The organism is Rodentibacter sp. JRC1 (assembly GCF_020521555.1).
Lineage (GTDB): Bacteria > Pseudomonadota > Gammaproteobacteria > Enterobacterales > Pasteurellaceae > Rodentibacter > Rodentibacter abscessus.
This window is the reverse complement of the sequence record NZ_BPWA01000001.1, coordinates 93,324-108,916: the sequence shown is the minus strand read 5'-3', so window position 1 is coordinate 108,916 and position 15,593 is coordinate 93,324. Positions and strand designations below refer to the sequence as shown.

Below are 15,593 nucleotides of genomic sequence, written 5' to 3'. Positions count from 1 at the left end.
GAGAAATTTAGAAAAACTGGGCTTAGGTTCAATGAACCTAGCCTTTTTTTACGTCTAAAATTCAATGTTAGTCGGATTTTATCCGCTACTAATAACAAAATGGGAGCATAAATTGGCGACATTAGAGCAAAATTTGCAAGAAATGCTACAAAGTACAGTGGAAGACTTAGGCTGTGAACTTTGGGGCATTGAATGTCAACGTACGGGACGTTTTATGACTGTGCGTTTATTTATTGATAAAGAAGGGGGGGTAACCGTTGACGATTGTGCAGACGTCAGCCGTCAGGTGAGTGCAATTTTGGATGTTGAAGATCCGATTGCCGATAAATATAACCTTGAAGTGTCATCTCCGGGGTTAGATAGACCATTATTTACGTTAGCACAATATGAGCGTTACATCGGTCAAGAAATTATTATTCATTTACGTATTCCTGTGATGGATCGCCGTAAATGGCAGGGAAAATTGGAACGTATTGAAAATGATATGTTGACGTTAATAGTTGACGATCAAGAACAAGCATTTGTTTTCGGTAACATCCAAAAATCAAATGTTGTTGCAAAATTCTAAAAAGGAGAAAAGGAAAAAATGAGCAAAGAACTCTTGTTAGCTGCTGAAGCGGTATCTAATGAAAAACTATTAGCGCGTGAAAAAATTTTTGAAGCATTAGAAAGTGCAATTGCACTTTCAACAAAGAAAAAATACGAATATGAAACGGATATTCGCGTTTCAATCAATCCTAAAAACGGAGAATTTGAAACTTTTCGCCGTTGGTTGGTTGTTGATGAAGTAAAAGTACCGACAAAGGAAATCACTTTAGAAGCCGCACAATTTGAAGATCCGAATATTCAGCTTGGTGACTATGTAGAAGATCAAATTGAATCCATTGCATTTGATCGAATTGCAATGCAAACGGCTCGTCAAGTCATCAGCACTAAAATTCGTGAAGCGGAACGAGCAAAAGTGGTTGAGCAATTCCGTTCCGAAGAAGGAAAAATTGTGACCGGTACGGTGAAAAAAGTGAACCGTGACAACATTATTTTAGATTTAGGCAATAAAGCGGAAGCGATTATTTTACGTGAAGATATGCTACCACGTGAAAATTTCCGTCCGGGCGATCGCGTGCGTGGTGTACTTTATAAGGTAAATCCTGAAAGTAAAACCGCACAATTATTTATTACCCGTGCAAAACCTGAAATGCTAATCGAATTATTCCGTATTGAAGTACCAGAAATCGGTGAAGAAATGATCGAAATTAGAGGGGCCGCACGTGATCCGGGTTCTCGTGCGAAAATTGCCGTCAAATCTAATGATAAACGTATTGATCCTGTCGGCGCCTGTGTGGGAATGCGCGGTGCCCGTGTTCAAGCGATTACCAATGAACTCGGCGGTGAGCGCGTTGATATCGTACTTTGGGATGATAACCCGGCACAATTTGTCATTAATGCCATGGCACCGGCAGATGTGAGCTCAATCATCGTTGATGAAGATAACCACTCAATGGATATTGCAGTAGATGCATCAAATCTTGCACAGGCGATTGGTCGTAACGGTCAAAACGTTCGTTTAGCGACACAATTAACCGGCTGGGCGTTAAATGTGATGACCACAGAAGATCTTAATGCGAAACATCAAGAAGAAGATAATAAGGTCTTGAACTTATTTATGAATGCATTAGAGCTTGATGAAGAATTTGCACAAATTCTCGTGGAGGAAGGCTTTACCAATCTAGAGGAAATCGCTTATGTGTCTGTGAGCGAATTAACGGCAATTGATGGGTTAGAAGACGAAGATTTAGTGGAAGAACTTCAAACCCGTGCGAAAAATGCGATTACAGCAGCAGCGGTTGCGGAAGAAGAAGCATTAAGAAAAGCGAATATTGAAGATCGTTTATTAAATTTAGAAGGCATGAACCGCCACGTAGCATTCAAATTGGCGGAAAAACAAATCACGACACTTGAAGAACTCGCAGAGCAAGGCGTTGATGATTTAGCGGATATTGAAGAATTAACTGCGGAACAAGCCGCCGATTTAATTATGACAGCACGTAATATCTGTTGGTTTGGCGAAGAATAAGGAGAATTTATAATGACTGATGAAGTAAAAAAAGCGGATGCGGAAGCGCCGAAGAAACTAAGTATTCAACGTAGAACCAAAACAACGGTAAGTGCGACAACGACGGCAGGAAAAAGCAAAACCGTTCAAGTTGAAGTGCGTAAAAAACGTACTGTAAAAACAGATCAAGCACAAAAAGCGGAAGAAGCGGCAAAATTAAAAGCACAGCAAGAAGCCGAAGCAAAACAAGCGGCAGAAAAGAAAGCGGCTGAAGATAAAGCCCGCGCCGAGGAAGCAAAAATTGCAGCGGAAAAAGCCGAGGTAGAAAAGGCTAAGGCTGCGGAAAAACCGGCTCAAAGTGCGGTCAATTCTAAGCCTAAATCTGTTGATGTTGAAAAAGAAAAACGCAAAGCGGAAGAAGCGGAGCTTCGCCGTAAAGCAGATGAATTAGCACGCCAAAAAGCGGAAGAACAAGCACGTAAAGCAGCGGAAGAAGTGAAACGTTATGCAGAAGACGACAATGTAAGTAATGAGTCTTCTTCTGAAGATTATACGGATTACAACTTAAGTTCAAAATATGCGCTTGAAGCGGAAGATGAAGAAAATCGCCGTAATGAAAATCGTGGTCGCGGTAAAAATAAGGTTGCAAAATCGAAAAAAGGACGTGATGACGAAAATAGTAAAAACACCAGAAATGAACGTGAATCTAACCGCAAAAAATTAACTAAGGGTAAAAATGGCAAGAAAGGCGGCACATTACAACAAGCCTTTACCAAACCTGTGCAAGTCGTAAAAGCGGATGTTGTCATTGGCGAAACCATTACTGTTGCCGAGCTTTCAAATAAGATGGCAATCAAAGCGACAGAAATCATCAAAATGATGATGAAAATGGGCGAAATGGTAACCATTAACCAAGTACTTGATCAAGAAACCGCACAGTTAGTGGCGGAAGAATTTGGTCATAAAGTTATCCTTCGCAATGAAAACGAACTTGAAGAAGCGGTATTGGGTGATCGCGATGTGAATGCAGAAAAAGTAACACGTGCGCCGGTTGTAACGATTATGGGACACGTTGACCACGGTAAAACCTCCTTGCTTGACTACATTCGTAAAGCAAAAGTGGCGGCAGGTGAAGCAGGGGGAATTACCCAGCACATTGGTGCGTACCATGTAGAAATGGATGACGGAAAAATGATCACCTTCTTAGATACTCCGGGACATGCGGCATTTACTTCTATGCGTGCACGTGGTGCGAAAGCAACAGATATCGTGGTACTTGTCGTTGCAGCAGATGATGGTGTGATGCCACAAACCATTGAAGCCATTCAACACGCCAAGGCGGCGGGTGCGCCTTTAGTGGTTGCCGTGAATAAAATTGATAAGCCGGAAGCCAATCCTGATCGTGTAGAACAAGAATTACTTCAACACGAAGTGATTTCGGAAAAATTCGGTGGTGATGTACAATTCGTGCCGGTTTCTGCGAAAAAAGGTCTTGGAATCGACGAATTATTAGATGCCATCTTACTTCAATCGGAAGTTCTTGAATTGACGGCAGTTAAGGACGGTATGGCAAGCGGCGTTGTGATCGAATCTTATCTTGATAAAGGTCGCGGCCCTGTTGCCACAATCTTGGTTCAATCCGGCACATTACGCAAAGGTGATATTGTACTTTGTGGTTTTGAATACGGTCGTGTACGTGCAATGCGTGATGAAAACGGTAAAGAAATCGAAGAAGCCGGTCCATCCATTCCGGTGGAAGTGTTAGGGCTTTCCGGAGTGCCGGCAGCCGGTGATGAAGCAACCGTTGTACGTGACGAGAAAAAAGCCCGTGAAGTAGCGTTGTATCGTCAAGGTAAATTCCGCGAAGTGAAACTTGCCCGTCAGCAAAAAGCGAAACTTGAAAATATGTTCAGCAATATGGCGGAAGGTGATGTAGCAGAATTGAATGTCATCGTAAAAGCGGACGTTCAAGGCTCTGTGGAAGCGATTGTTCAGGCTCTAAATGAACTTTCAACAGACGAAGTAAAAGTGAAAGTTGTGGGCTCCGGTGTTGGTGGTATCACAGAAACGGATGCAACCCTAGCAGCAGCTTCCAATGCGATCATCGTAGGCTTTAACGTCCGTGCGGATGCTTCAGCGCGTCGCGTAATCGAAACGGAAAACATTGATTTACGTTACTACTCGATCATCTATGAATTGTTGAATGAAATCAAAGCGGCAATGAGCGGTATGCTTGAGCCTGAATTCAAACAAGAAATTATCGGCTTAGCTGAAGTGCGTGATGTATTCCGCCATCCGAAATTCGGTGCTATCGCAGGTTGTATGGTAACGGAAGGTATTGTAAAACGTAACAATCCAATCCGTGTATTACGTGATAACGTCGTTATCTTTGAAGGTGAACTTGAATCTCTACGCCGTTTCAAAGATGACGTTTCCGAAGTGCGCAGCAATATGGAATGCGGCATCGGCGTGAAAAACTACAACGATGTAAAAGTCGGCGATCAAATCGAAGTCTTTGAAGTGGTTGAAGTAAAACGTTCTATCTAATTAGTGACAAAAGAGCGGTCAGTTTTTCGGAAATTTTTGAATTGAAGAAAGGCTGACCGTTTTTTATTCATAATTATACTTTTGTGTATGAGGAGATATAAAACTATCCCTCTAAAAGAACTAACTCAAATAACAATCTGCATATAAAATATATAGATTATGCATTAAACAATTAAAGATTTTTCTTTACTTATCTTTAAGTTCTAAATCTAATTTAAGATAATATCTTAAATTAAACTTATTTTTTGATGAAAAAAGAATATTCTTAAAGATATGGACAATTAGGCAATTAAGGGGATTTAGTATATAATCTCCGAGTTTTTGGGCATTTTTGCCCTTTATTTTTGGAGAAAAAATGGCAAGAGAATTTAAACGTAGCGATCGTGTTGCACAAGAAATTCAAAAAGAAATCGCGGTAATTTTACAACGTGAAGTAAAAGATCCGCGTATTGGAATGGTAACGGTGTCGGATGTTGAAGTATCAAGCGATTTGGCTTACGCCAAAATTTTCGTTACTTTCCTTTTCGATCATAATGAAGCGGCTATCGCACAGGGAATGAAAGGTTTGGAAAAAGCCGCGCCTTATATTCGCACATTATTGGGTAAAGCAATGCGTTTACGTATTGTGCCTGAAATTCGTTTTATCTACGATCAATCCTTGGTAGAAGGAATGAGAATGTCAAATTTAGTGACAAATGTTGTGCGTGAAGATGAACGCAAACACGTTGAGGACGGCGAATAATGTCGAGACCGCGTAAACGTGGACGTGATATTGACGGCGTGTTTTTATTGGATAAGCCGCAAGGTATGTCTTCCAACGATATTATGCAAAAGGTGAAACGCCTATTTCAAGCCAATAAAGCCGGACATACCGGTGCACTGGATCCGCTTGCAACGGGAATGTTGCCGATTTGTTTAGGCGAAGCGACAAAATTTTCTCAATTTTTATTAGACGCAGATAAACGTTATCTCGTCACAGCAAAATTAGGTGAACGAACCGATACTTCGGATTCTGAAGGGCAAGTAGTCGAAATCCGTGAGGTCAATGTAGAAACTTCACAAATTTTGACCGCACTTGATCGATTTCGCGGTGATATTTTCCAAGTTCCAACGATGTTTTCTGCTTTAAAACACAAAGGTAAACCGCTTTATGAATATGCCCGTCAAGGTATTGTGGTAGAACGTGAAGCCCGTCCGATTACTATTTTTGAGCTTAAATTTATTGAATACAAGGCTCCTTATCTTACACTGGAAGTACATTGTTCAAAAGGCACTTATATTCGAACATTGGTAGATGATTTGGGCGAAGCATTAGGTTGCGGTGCGCACGTAATAATGTTACGCCGTACGGCAGTTTCGGATTATCCTTCTGAAAATATGATGACTTGGGATAAATTACAAAAACTTGCTGAGCAACAAGATTTAACACAACTTGATCGTCATTTATTACCGATTGACACCGCTGTTAGCAAATTACCCGCCTTATATCTCAACGCACAGCAGAGTAGGGCTATTGGTTTTGGTCAGCGGGTGAAATTTGATAATGAACGGCGATTAACAGGTCAAGTGCGGTTATTTTCTGATGAGAATTTATTCCTTGGTGTGGCATTGATTGACGGTTGCATTATCCGCCCACAGCGTTTAGTCACACAACCTGCATAAATTATTTGCCTTTCAATAAAAATTCCAGTAATCTCACCTGTAATTAAATTATTACAATTAATGTAAAAAAATAATTACAGGTGGATTATGGAAGCACTTAACGATTTACGTACCAATATTGATTCGCTTGATCGCGAACTCATCCAACTTTTTGCCAAACGTCTTGAGTTAGTCTCTCAAGTCGGTAAAGTCAAACATCAACAAGGTCTTCCCATTTATGCTCCCGAGCGAGAAATGGCAATGCTACAAGCCCGTCGTTTAGAGGCGGAAAAAGCCGGTATTTCGCCGGATCTTATCGAAGATGTATTACGCCGTTTTATGCGCGAATCCTATACCAACGAAAATCAATTCGGCTTTAAAACAGTTAACCCCGAAATTCAAAAAATTGTCATTGTTGGAGGGAATGGTAAGCTAGGAGCATTATTTGCCCGCTATTTGCGTGCTTCAGGTTATCCGATTTCTATTTTAGATCGTGATGATTGGGATGTTGCCGATCGTATTCTTGCTAATGCGGATGCGGTAATTGTTTCAGTACCTATCGCCAATACTTTAGAAGTCATTGAACGCTTAAAACCGCATCTCACTAAAAATATGTTGCTTGCGGATTTAACCTCAGTAAAACGTGAACCGCTTGCGAAAATGTTAGAAGTGCATGAGGGGGCGGTAGTTGGGTTGCATCCAATGTTTGGACCGGATATCACCAGTATGGCAAAACAAGTTGTAGTACGTTGTAATGGACGTTTTCCTGAAGATTGCGAATGGCTACTGGAACAAATTCAAATTTGGGGAGCAAAAATCTATGAAACCGATGCAGCCGAACACGATCATAATATGACCTATGTTCAAGCGCTACGCCATTTTTCTACTTTTGCCAATGGTTTACACCTTTCAAAACAGCCGGTTAATCTCCGTCATTTACTTGCGTTATCTTCACCAATTTATCGTTTAGAACTTGCAATGATCGGTCGTTTATTCGCTCAAGATGCTGAACTTTACGCCGATATTATTTTTGATAAAACGGAGAATTTAGAGGTAATTGAAAGTCTTAAACAAACCTATGATGATGCGTTGAAATTCTTTGAAAACGGCGATCGTCAAGGCTTTATTGATACGTTCCATGAAGTACGGGAATGGTTTGGTGAGTATTCCGAACAATTCTTACAAGAAAGCCGTCAATTACTTCAACAAGCACATGATTTGAAGCAAGGGTAGTATCAATTCATAGGATAACGATATTATTCAATAGGCTATATTTCGAATAAGGGTAGGGAAACCATGCTTGGCGTCCCTACCGCTGGAGTATATCAATGTTTACTTCACAATTTCATAACAAGGCTCGTAGGCTTTCCCCGTGGGTAATTTCATTCGATGCTGTGTAATGAAATCTTTCAAGACCGTATCGACTTTTTCCATTAAAGTGCGGTCGCCTTTCAGCTTAAATTTTCCTAATCGGATAATCTCATCTTGCGTTTTAGGTTTAATGTTACCCGCAACAATGCCTGAAAAGACTCTGCGAAGATTTGCCGTTAGCTCCATCTTTGATTGCTCAAAATGCAATGCTAAATTTGCCATATTTTCGTGAGTAGGTTCAAAAGGATGTTGAAAGCGCGGATCAATTTTTAATGACCAATTAAATCCGTAAGAATCATTGGTTTGGCAGCGTTGGATTTTAACTTCTTTCATCGCTTTTTTCATATGTCGAGCAACGCTAACCGCATCATCAATCACAATGGTGTAGAGCTTCTGTACCTCTTCTCCTAATATATCACCGATAAAACGATCGATAGTTGCAAAATAATCTGCACTTTCTTTCGGGCCGGTCAAAATCACTGGTAAATGTTGTGCTTTATTTTCCGGATTGAGTTTTACGCCCAAAACATAAAGTAATTCTTCAAAGGTTCCCGGTCCACCCGGGAAAATTAAAATGCCATGCCCCATTCGCACAAAGGCTTCAAGGCGTTTTTCAATATCAGGCATAATAATCAGCTCATTGACAATCGGATTCGGTGGCTCGGAGGCGATAATTGAAGGTTCGGTAATCCCCACAAAACGACTGTTTTTATAGCGTTGATTAGCATGACCAATCGCCGCTCCTTTCATTGGAGCTTCCATCACGCCCGTGCCGCAACCGGTGATGATATTCATCTCACGCAAACCCAATTCTTGACCGACTTTACGGCAATATTGATATTCCGTTTCATTAATGGAGTGTCCCCCCCAGCACACCACAAGATTAGGATGTTCACCTACAATAAGTGCTTTTGCATTGCGTAAAATGGAGAAAACCTGATTGGTGATTTGTTTACTTTCTTGTGTAGAGAGGGGTGAAGTATTCAGAAATAAAATATCACGCAACACGGCAAACAAATGATACTGAATATTCAAAATCATTTTATCATCCACAAAAGCACTTTCCGGCGGATTATGCAGTTCAAGACTTACGCCACGTTCACGGGCTATAAGACGAATTTCAAAATCCGAATATTGTTGGAGAAGCGCACGGCTATCATCGGTTACCGCACCGGAATTAAGTACGGCAAGAGAACAATTTCGATAAAGCTGATATAAATCGGATCGTGCCGTTTGGGTTAATTGTTCCACTTCAAGATGAGAGAGCTGATCCATACTGCCTTTGGGGTTAACAAAATAAATATTCGACATTGTAATCCTCATTGTCTGGCTAAACGTAAATTTAATGGGACGATTTCAAAATTAGAACGGAACGGATTGATATCTAAGCCGCCACGGCGGGTATAGCGTGCATAAACCGTTAATTTTTCAGGTCTGGCATAGCGCATTAAATCACAAAAAATCCGTTCTACGCACTGTTCGTGAAACTCGTTATGTTGTCGAAACGAGACAACGTAACGTAATAATTTTTCACGATTAATTTTTTTACCGACATAATGAATTTGTAGCGTTCCCCAATCCGGTTGATTGGTAATTAAACAATTAGACTTCAATAAATGGCTTACTAAATGTTCTTCTACGGTTTCATCTGAAACGCAATTTTTCAACCAATCGGCGTTAAATTCATAATCGGTGATTTCAATATCTTGTTCATCAATGCAATCTCCCTGCAAAGTATTAATTTTTTGCGTGTCATAAAACGAAGGGGGATTTAACCGTACTTTTATCTCTCCTTGAGCGCAATCACTTAAATCTCGCTGCATAATTTGTGTAACTTGTTCAATACTTGAAAATTTGCTTTGATTGAAGCTGTTTAAATAAAGTTTAAAACTTTTCGATTCGATTAAATTTCGGCTTTGATAATCTAAATAAATATCGGCAATCGCAACTTGCGGCAAACCTTTTTCATTTAACCACGAAACTTCATAAGCCGTCCAAATATCCGCCCCCACAGTGAAAGGTTGGGATTCCGTAATGCCTAAACCATCACGATTTAATGCGCGTGGTACCGGTTGGAGCAAAGTGCGGTCATATTCAGAGGCATATTCCGTTTTGATGCCGAGCTTTAGGGATTTTAGGCTGTTGTCGTTATAGTTCATTTATTTCTCCGCTACATAGTGAATTAAATTTAAAAATGTCCGGTATTATGTATCAGTTGTATAAAGAAAATTTTATATTCAATATTTTGAGGTAGGGTGCGTTAGCCGTAGGCGTAACGCCTTTTTATCAATAAATTTCATTACGGTGCGTTACGGCTTCGCCTAACGCCCCCCTACAATGATTTGTGCAAGTACTACATAATACCGAAAATCTTGACAAGCATTTCTGCACCTTGTCGTACTATTTGTACTGTCTTCAGCTTGCGGATTTATATCCATTTTTAATTTAATTCATTATAACTAATTGATTTATAAAAAATTCCACGAAAGATTAGAGACGAGTCGGCATTGATCGCATTTAAAGTGAAATACATCAAAAATCGCTTCATCTAACGCCCATTTTTCACCACAAATAGGACAGGGGAGATGTTGTTCCTCCTGCAATGATTTTCCGCCGACACGATACAAATAGTAATAAGTCGGCACACCGTTTATTTTTTCGATTTCTTGACTCAAATAACGCCCGTGTTTAGAAAGGGTGCTTTGATGATCGGATATTTCACGTAAAGCTTGCTGTTCCAATGTTGAGCCGTTCATTTGCAACTGATCACAGGCTTGCCAATTTTCTTGCCATTTAATCACATCTTGGCTTAAGTGCGGTTGATTTTTTAGCTGTTTATAAAGAGGAATCGGAGCAAAATTTTCGCCGCTATGAATCGGTGAGCAGCTTTGTAAATGGGTGGTGTAAAGCACTTGCCATTTTGGGGTAACATTTTTCGTGGTGTGATCAGAATTCAGATCATCGCCGATAATTTGAAATCCATCAAAAATAAGCCCGCATTTTTCAGTTTTTTCCAAGGCAAGGTTCACCTCTACATTATTATTTTGCAGAAAAAGGCTATCTTGTTCCGGGCAAATGACTCGCATAGCAAAACCCTGTTTGCCGTCTTCTTCCGCTAAATATAAAGGGATTTCCCGCCCGAGAATTTGACCGTTATAACGCCATTGGTCAATTAACTGATTTAACAAATGGCTTTGGATTTCTATATCATTTTCAAGTGCGGTCAATTTGAAGAAAGTTTCGATTAAATACATTGTTGTTTTACTAGTTGTTCAATTTGATTTAAGCCGTTTAAACGTGTTTCGCTCAAACGTTGTGCTATGCCAAGTTTTGTAAAAAAGACAGAAAAATCAAAGCATTGTAATTCATTGGTGGTTTTACCATTGATAGTTTGCAGCAAAATCCACAATAAACCGTTCATAATACGGGCTTCACTGAAGGCTTTAAATTGAAAAGTGCGGTCATTTTTCGTCAAGATTTGAAACCACATTTGTGCTTCACAGCCTGTAATAAGCTGCATTTGAGCAAGTTCATCTTCTGTTGGACGCGGTAAATTTTTACCGGCTTGAATAATCAAGCGATAGCGTTCTTCCCATGTTTTAGCATTTTTTAATTGTTCAATCATTGTAATAAATCCAAAGCCTTATCTAAAGCGATGAAAAATTTTGTTACATCGTCCGGCGTATTGTAAGGTGCGAAAGAAAGGCGTAATGTTGTACGCTCACCGAGTCGTTTCAAATAAGGTTGTGCGCAATGTTCGCCCACACGTAAAGCAATATTTTGTTCGCTCAGCAATGTAGATAAATCCGAGCAATCAATGCCATCAAAGACAAAACAGACGATTGAGCTCGGTTGCGGAGAATTGAACAAGCGGCAAAAAGTATAATTTTTTAACCGCACTTTGACGGATTCCGCTAAGGCCACGGCGTGTTGTTCTGCGGCTGTAAGATCCCATTGAGCCAACCAATCCAACACGGCATTGAATCCGATTACTCCGGCGATATTCGGTGTGCCGGCTTCTAAGCGATAAGGTAAATCCGCAAAGGTGATGTTTTCGGCTAAAACGCGATCCACCATTTTTCCACCGAAAAAGAGCGGTTGCAGCAGGGAAAGTGCGGTCAATTTTCCGGTTAAAACACCAATGCCGGTCGGGCCATAAAGTTTGTGCGCAGAAAAAGCAACAAAATCTGCATCAAGATCCTGTACATCAAGTTTTATATGGCTAATCGCTTGTGCCGCATCTACAAGAACAAGGGCATTGCTGTGTCGACGAATAAGTTGAATTAAATCTTTAACGGGTTGTTCCGTGCCGGTTACATTCGAAACGAAGTTTAAAGCAACGAATTTGGTGCGTTCATTTAAAGCGGCTTTTAATGCCGTTTCATCAATAAGCCAGTTATCCAAAATCGGCAAAATACGGATTTTTGCACCGCATTTTTTCGCCGTTTCACTCCAAGTAACAAAATTAGCGTGATGATCCGCTTGGCTTATTAAAATTTCATCATCAGCGTTGAATTGAGACAGTAAACCATTTGCCACCAAATTAATAGCGTGAGTGGTGCCGGATGTCCAAATCACCGCTTGTTCACTTTCGGCATTGATAAGCCGTTTTACTTGCGCGCGTGCCTGTTCATATTGTTTAGTTTGTGCCGCATCATATTGGCTGCGATGAACGGAACCGGCGGAGGAATAAAATTCTATCGTTCGATCAATCAATACCTGTGGTTTTAATGCGGTTGCGGCGCTATCTAAATATACGGCGGCATCAGCGCGTTGAAAATAGGGAAACTGCTGCCTAAAATCCTGATAATTAAAAGCCATATTTTTTCTTCTCCTGCTTGCGCCATTTGTGAGGTGGGATAGGATTTGCATCACGCCATAACCCTATTCTCTGTGCTTGTGCGTTTTCCTGCGCTTGTAAATAAATCGGGTTGCGAAGGTATTGACTATATGCCCAAGCCATACCGGATTTTACCATTTCTAAATTAATATTTTTTCCGTCAAGATACAGGGTTGCTAAAACACGTTTATAACGATCTTGCCCTCTAATATCTAAAGTGACAATGCGTTTATAAATCAGTTTTGAAAGCTGTTGTTTGGACTTATAGCCAAAGGGCTGATTTTTCTCAGGCGCATCAATTTCTTCTAAACGCACTTTGATTGGTCTCTTGCCTTTGGTAAGGCAAGTCAGCGTATCGCCATCACTAATGCCGACAACAAAACAAGTATTGATAGGACTTGAGCAGGCAGAAAGTACGGTTAAAAAAAACAGAGAAATGAAAACGGCAATATTTTTAATCATAATTTTATTAACTTAAAATAGAGGTGGCTATTCTAACAAATCTTATCCCTGATGAGTGAACAATCCTTTTTTGATCAAGCTCATAAATTTTCGCATTTTCTTGAAATGAGGCTTTAATCCTAAATAGAAAAGCGTAAAATATTTTTTAAATTTTATTAAAAAAGTTGAAGGGATAAAAATGTTATATAGGGCTTTTCTTTTGGCTCGTGCTTTGCTGATCCTTTATATTATGCTTTATTTCGGCAATCTTATCAGTCGCTTTATTCCGATGGGCGTACCGGGCAGCATTTGGGGGCTATTACTTCTTTTTATCGGCTTAACTACACAATTTATCCGTTTAGAATGGATTTATTTAGGGGCAAATTTATTAATTCGCTTTATGGCGGTTTTATTCGTCCCCGTGAGTGTCGGAATTATTAAATACGCCGATTTACTCTGGGAACAAATGAATATTTTGCTCATTCCCAATGTAGTGAGTACCTGTGTAACCTTAGTGTTTATCGGTATTGTAGGCAACATAATGTTTGATCGCCAATCCTTTGCTCATAAACGTAAAAAACTCTTAGCAAAGCGTATGACACAAGTGGAAAAACAGTAAAGCAATAGGGGCGGATTATGAACTATGCAATTTATCTTTACACGTTTTTAACGATTTTCGGATTTTGGCTTGCCTTACAAATTAATAAACGTTGGAAATCGGTAATTTTCAATTCTTTTATTCTTACCGTATTAATTTTAGTGCTGGTGTTGGTTATCGGAAAAATTCCTTATGATGATTATATGGAAGGGAATGCACCGATTAATAACTTACTAAGCCTGAGCATCGTAGCCCTTGCCTTGCCGTTATACGAACAGTTGAAACAGATTGCAAAACAATGGCGAATTATTCTTTCTGTCGTTCTGTTGGCTTCGCTTTTTTCAATGTTTACCGGTGCAATTTTGGCATTAATTTTAGGTGCAACACCTGAAATGATCGCCACTATTTTACCGAAATCCATCACTACGCCAATAGCAATGGAAGTTTCATCTCATTTAGGCGGCATTCCTTCCGTTACGGCGGTTGGTGTTGTGCTTGCGGGTTTACAAGGTTCGATTTTTGGCTATTTAATTTTGAAAAAAATCGGCTTACGTCATCAAGAAGCGATAGGCTTATCGGTAGGTTCGGTTTCTCACGTATTGGGAACGGTAAGTTGTATGGAAATAAATGCCAAAGCGGGCAGTTATAGTTCGATTTCTCTTGTACTTTGTGGCATTATCAGCTCAATTCTTTCACCTCTAGTGTTCAAAATCATTTATTTATTTCTGTAGGTTTTATGAAAAATACTTTATCTACAAGTTGGAACGAACGATTTATTTCGGATTTACCCCGTGAAAAAGACCATCGTCCACCGTTTCGCCGTGATCGTGGGCGAATTTTACATTCCGCTGCTTTTCGCTGTTTACAAGCCAAAACGCAAATTCACGCTATCGGCGAAAATGATTTTTATCGCACACGTTTAACGCATTCTTTAGAAGTGGCGCAAATTGGTAGTAGCCTTGTGGCACAACTTAAATTTGCAGAAGCCTTTTCTCATTTATCCCAACAGCTGAATGTTGAAGCCGCCGAATTACAAAAGCGATTGAAAAATTTATTACCGAGTAATGATCTCATCGAAAGCCTTTGTTTTGCCCACGATATCGGCCATCCGCCTTTCGGGCACGGTGGGGAAGTGGCGCTTAATTTTATGATGAGCCGAAACGGAGGATTTGAGGGCAATGCACAAACTTTCCGAATCCTCACCAAACTTGAGCCTTATACGGAACATTCGGGAATGAATCTGACACGCCGAACATTGCTTGGGATCGTGAAATACCCAACGATTTTAGATAACGCCTCTCCTCAATACCATCATTTGCCCCATTTAAAAAATACGGATGCACGCTATGTAAAAATTAGTGATTGGAAACCGGGGAAAGGGTTATTTCGCGATGATTTGGCGATGTTTAATTGGTTAATCGAAAATCTTTCGGAAAACGACCGCACTTTGTTTACTTCAATGCAAAAAGAGCGGTCAAATCCGGCTGAGTTTTTGAAAACCCGATTTAAATCTCTTGATTGCAGCATTATGGAATTGGCTGATGATATTGCCTATGCCGTGCATGATTTGGAAGATGCCATTGTCACCAAAATGGTTAATCGGCAGCAATGGCAGGAAGCGCATACGGCATTAGCGGAAATTCCTTTTCCATGGTTACAAGAGAACATTCAGCGCATTAGTCAGGGCTTATTTTCCGATAAGCATTTTGAACGCAAAAATGCGATAGGTGCGTTGGTAAATTTCTTTATTACCGGTGTTCGTTGGACGATAACAGATAATTTTGATGAACCTTTGTTACGTTATAACGCAGAGTTACCGCCTTCTGTGGTGATGGCATTAGATATTTTTAAAAAATTTGTTTGGAAATATGTGATTCGGAGTGTTGAAACGCAACGTATTGAATACAAAGGGCAGAGAATGCTCACAGAAATGTTCCAAATTTTTGAATCCGACCCTATCCGTTTATTGCCGCATAATACTGCTCAAAAATGGCAAGATGCGCCTGATGAAGGTAAAAAACGCGTGATTTGTGATTATATTGCCGGAATGTCGGATGCCTATGCAATGCGGGTTTATCAGCAATTATAGATAAAAAAACCGC

Annotated in this window: 15 protein-coding genes; 9 read left to right on the top strand and 6 right to left on the bottom strand. The window is 40.1% G+C overall.

The window, feature by feature from the left end:
- Positions 1-112 precede the first annotated feature (112 nt).
- The 6 genes from rimP to tyrA all read left to right on the top strand — a co-directional run bounded on the left by rimP (position 113) and on the right by tyrA (position 7,474).
- A complete protein-coding gene (gene rimP, locus HEMROJRC1_RS00530; protein WP_226692889.1) occupies positions 113-568 on the top strand; it encodes a ribosome maturation factor RimP in 456 nt (151 codons plus the stop codon).
- A gap of 18 nt (positions 569-586) precedes the next feature.
- The gene (gene nusA, locus HEMROJRC1_RS00525) at positions 587-2,074 is read left to right on the top strand and encodes a transcription termination factor NusA (RefSeq protein ID WP_226691135.1); all 1,488 of its coding nucleotides are present in this window, start codon (positions 587-589) and stop codon (positions 2,072-2,074) included.
- A 12-nt stretch (positions 2,075-2,086) separates the two neighbouring features.
- On the top strand, positions 2,087-4,600 hold the full coding sequence (gene infB / locus HEMROJRC1_RS00520) for a translation initiation factor IF-2 (RefSeq protein ID WP_226691134.1): 2,514 nt from the start codon (positions 2,087-2,089) through the stop codon (positions 4,598-4,600).
- A 355-nt stretch (positions 4,601-4,955) separates the two neighbouring features.
- The gene (gene rbfA, locus HEMROJRC1_RS00515; protein ID WP_226691133.1) at positions 4,956-5,342 is read left to right on the top strand and encodes a 30S ribosome-binding factor RbfA; all 387 of its coding nucleotides are present in this window, start codon (positions 4,956-4,958) and stop codon (positions 5,340-5,342) included.
- Entirely contained in the window at positions 5,342-6,262 is a 921-nt protein-coding gene (gene truB / locus HEMROJRC1_RS00510; RefSeq protein ID WP_226691132.1) for a tRNA pseudouridine(55) synthase TruB, read from the top strand. The genes rbfA and truB overlap by 1 nt, the downstream gene beginning before the upstream one ends.
- Before the next feature lie 87 nt (positions 6,263-6,349).
- Positions 6,350-7,474 (top strand): bifunctional chorismate mutase/prephenate dehydrogenase, encoded by a 1,125-nt coding sequence (gene tyrA, locus HEMROJRC1_RS00505; RefSeq protein WP_226691131.1) that lies wholly within the window; start codon positions 6,350-6,352, stop codon positions 7,472-7,474.
- 99 nt (positions 7,475-7,573) lie between these two features.
- Here the strand turns inward: tyrA and ppnN are convergent, their stop codons facing one another.
- The 6 genes from ppnN to HEMROJRC1_RS00475 all read right to left on the bottom strand — a co-directional run bounded on the left by ppnN (position 7,574) and on the right by HEMROJRC1_RS00475 (position 12,914).
- On the bottom strand, positions 7,574-8,923 hold the full coding sequence (gene ppnN / locus HEMROJRC1_RS00500; protein WP_226691130.1) for a nucleotide 5'-monophosphate nucleosidase PpnN: 1,350 nt from the start codon (positions 8,921-8,923) through the stop codon (positions 7,574-7,576).
- Positions 8,924-8,931: 8 nt separating this feature from the next.
- The gene (gene queF / locus HEMROJRC1_RS00495; RefSeq protein WP_226691129.1) at positions 8,932-9,771 is read right to left on the bottom strand and encodes an NADPH-dependent 7-cyano-7-deazaguanine reductase QueF; all 840 of its coding nucleotides are present in this window, start codon (positions 9,769-9,771) and stop codon (positions 8,932-8,934) included.
- Positions 9,772-10,080: 309 nt separating this feature from the next.
- Positions 10,081-10,866 (bottom strand): Zn-ribbon-containing protein, encoded by a 786-nt coding sequence (locus tag HEMROJRC1_RS00490; RefSeq protein ID WP_226691128.1) that lies wholly within the window; start codon positions 10,864-10,866, stop codon positions 10,081-10,083.
- The gene (locus tag HEMROJRC1_RS00485; RefSeq protein WP_226691127.1) at positions 10,857-11,237 is read right to left on the bottom strand and encodes a SufE family protein; all 381 of its coding nucleotides are present in this window, start codon (positions 11,235-11,237) and stop codon (positions 10,857-10,859) included. Before HEMROJRC1_RS00485 ends, HEMROJRC1_RS00490 begins: the two co-directional genes overlap by 10 nt.
- Positions 11,234-12,433, bottom strand: a complete 1,200-nt coding sequence (locus HEMROJRC1_RS00480) for a cysteine desulfurase (RefSeq protein ID WP_226691126.1) — start codon at positions 12,431-12,433, stop codon at positions 11,234-11,236. The genes HEMROJRC1_RS00485 and HEMROJRC1_RS00480 overlap by 4 nt, the downstream gene beginning before the upstream one ends.
- Positions 12,423-12,914, bottom strand: a complete 492-nt coding sequence (locus HEMROJRC1_RS00475; protein ID WP_226691125.1) for a thermonuclease family protein — start codon at positions 12,912-12,914, stop codon at positions 12,423-12,425. The genes HEMROJRC1_RS00480 and HEMROJRC1_RS00475 overlap by 11 nt, the downstream gene beginning before the upstream one ends.
- A gap of 178 nt (positions 12,915-13,092) precedes the next feature.
- Between HEMROJRC1_RS00475 and HEMROJRC1_RS00470 the strand changes: the two genes are divergently transcribed.
- The 3 genes from HEMROJRC1_RS00470 to HEMROJRC1_RS00460 are packed head-to-tail and all read left to right on the top strand — an operon-like array spanning position 13,093 to position 15,580.
- On the top strand, positions 13,093-13,512 hold the full coding sequence (locus tag HEMROJRC1_RS00470) for a CidA/LrgA family protein (protein ID WP_226691124.1): 420 nt from the start codon (positions 13,093-13,095) through the stop codon (positions 13,510-13,512).
- A gap of 14 nt (positions 13,513-13,526) precedes the next feature.
- Complete coding sequence (locus HEMROJRC1_RS00465) at positions 13,527-14,222, top strand: CidB/LrgB family autolysis modulator (RefSeq protein ID WP_226692888.1); 696 nt, start codon at positions 13,527-13,529, stop codon at positions 14,220-14,222.
- Positions 14,223-14,227: 5 nt separating this feature from the next.
- Entirely contained in the window at positions 14,228-15,580 is a 1,353-nt protein-coding gene (locus HEMROJRC1_RS00460; RefSeq protein ID WP_226691123.1) for an anti-phage deoxyguanosine triphosphatase, read from the top strand.
- Positions 15,581-15,593: the final 13 nt, after the last annotated feature.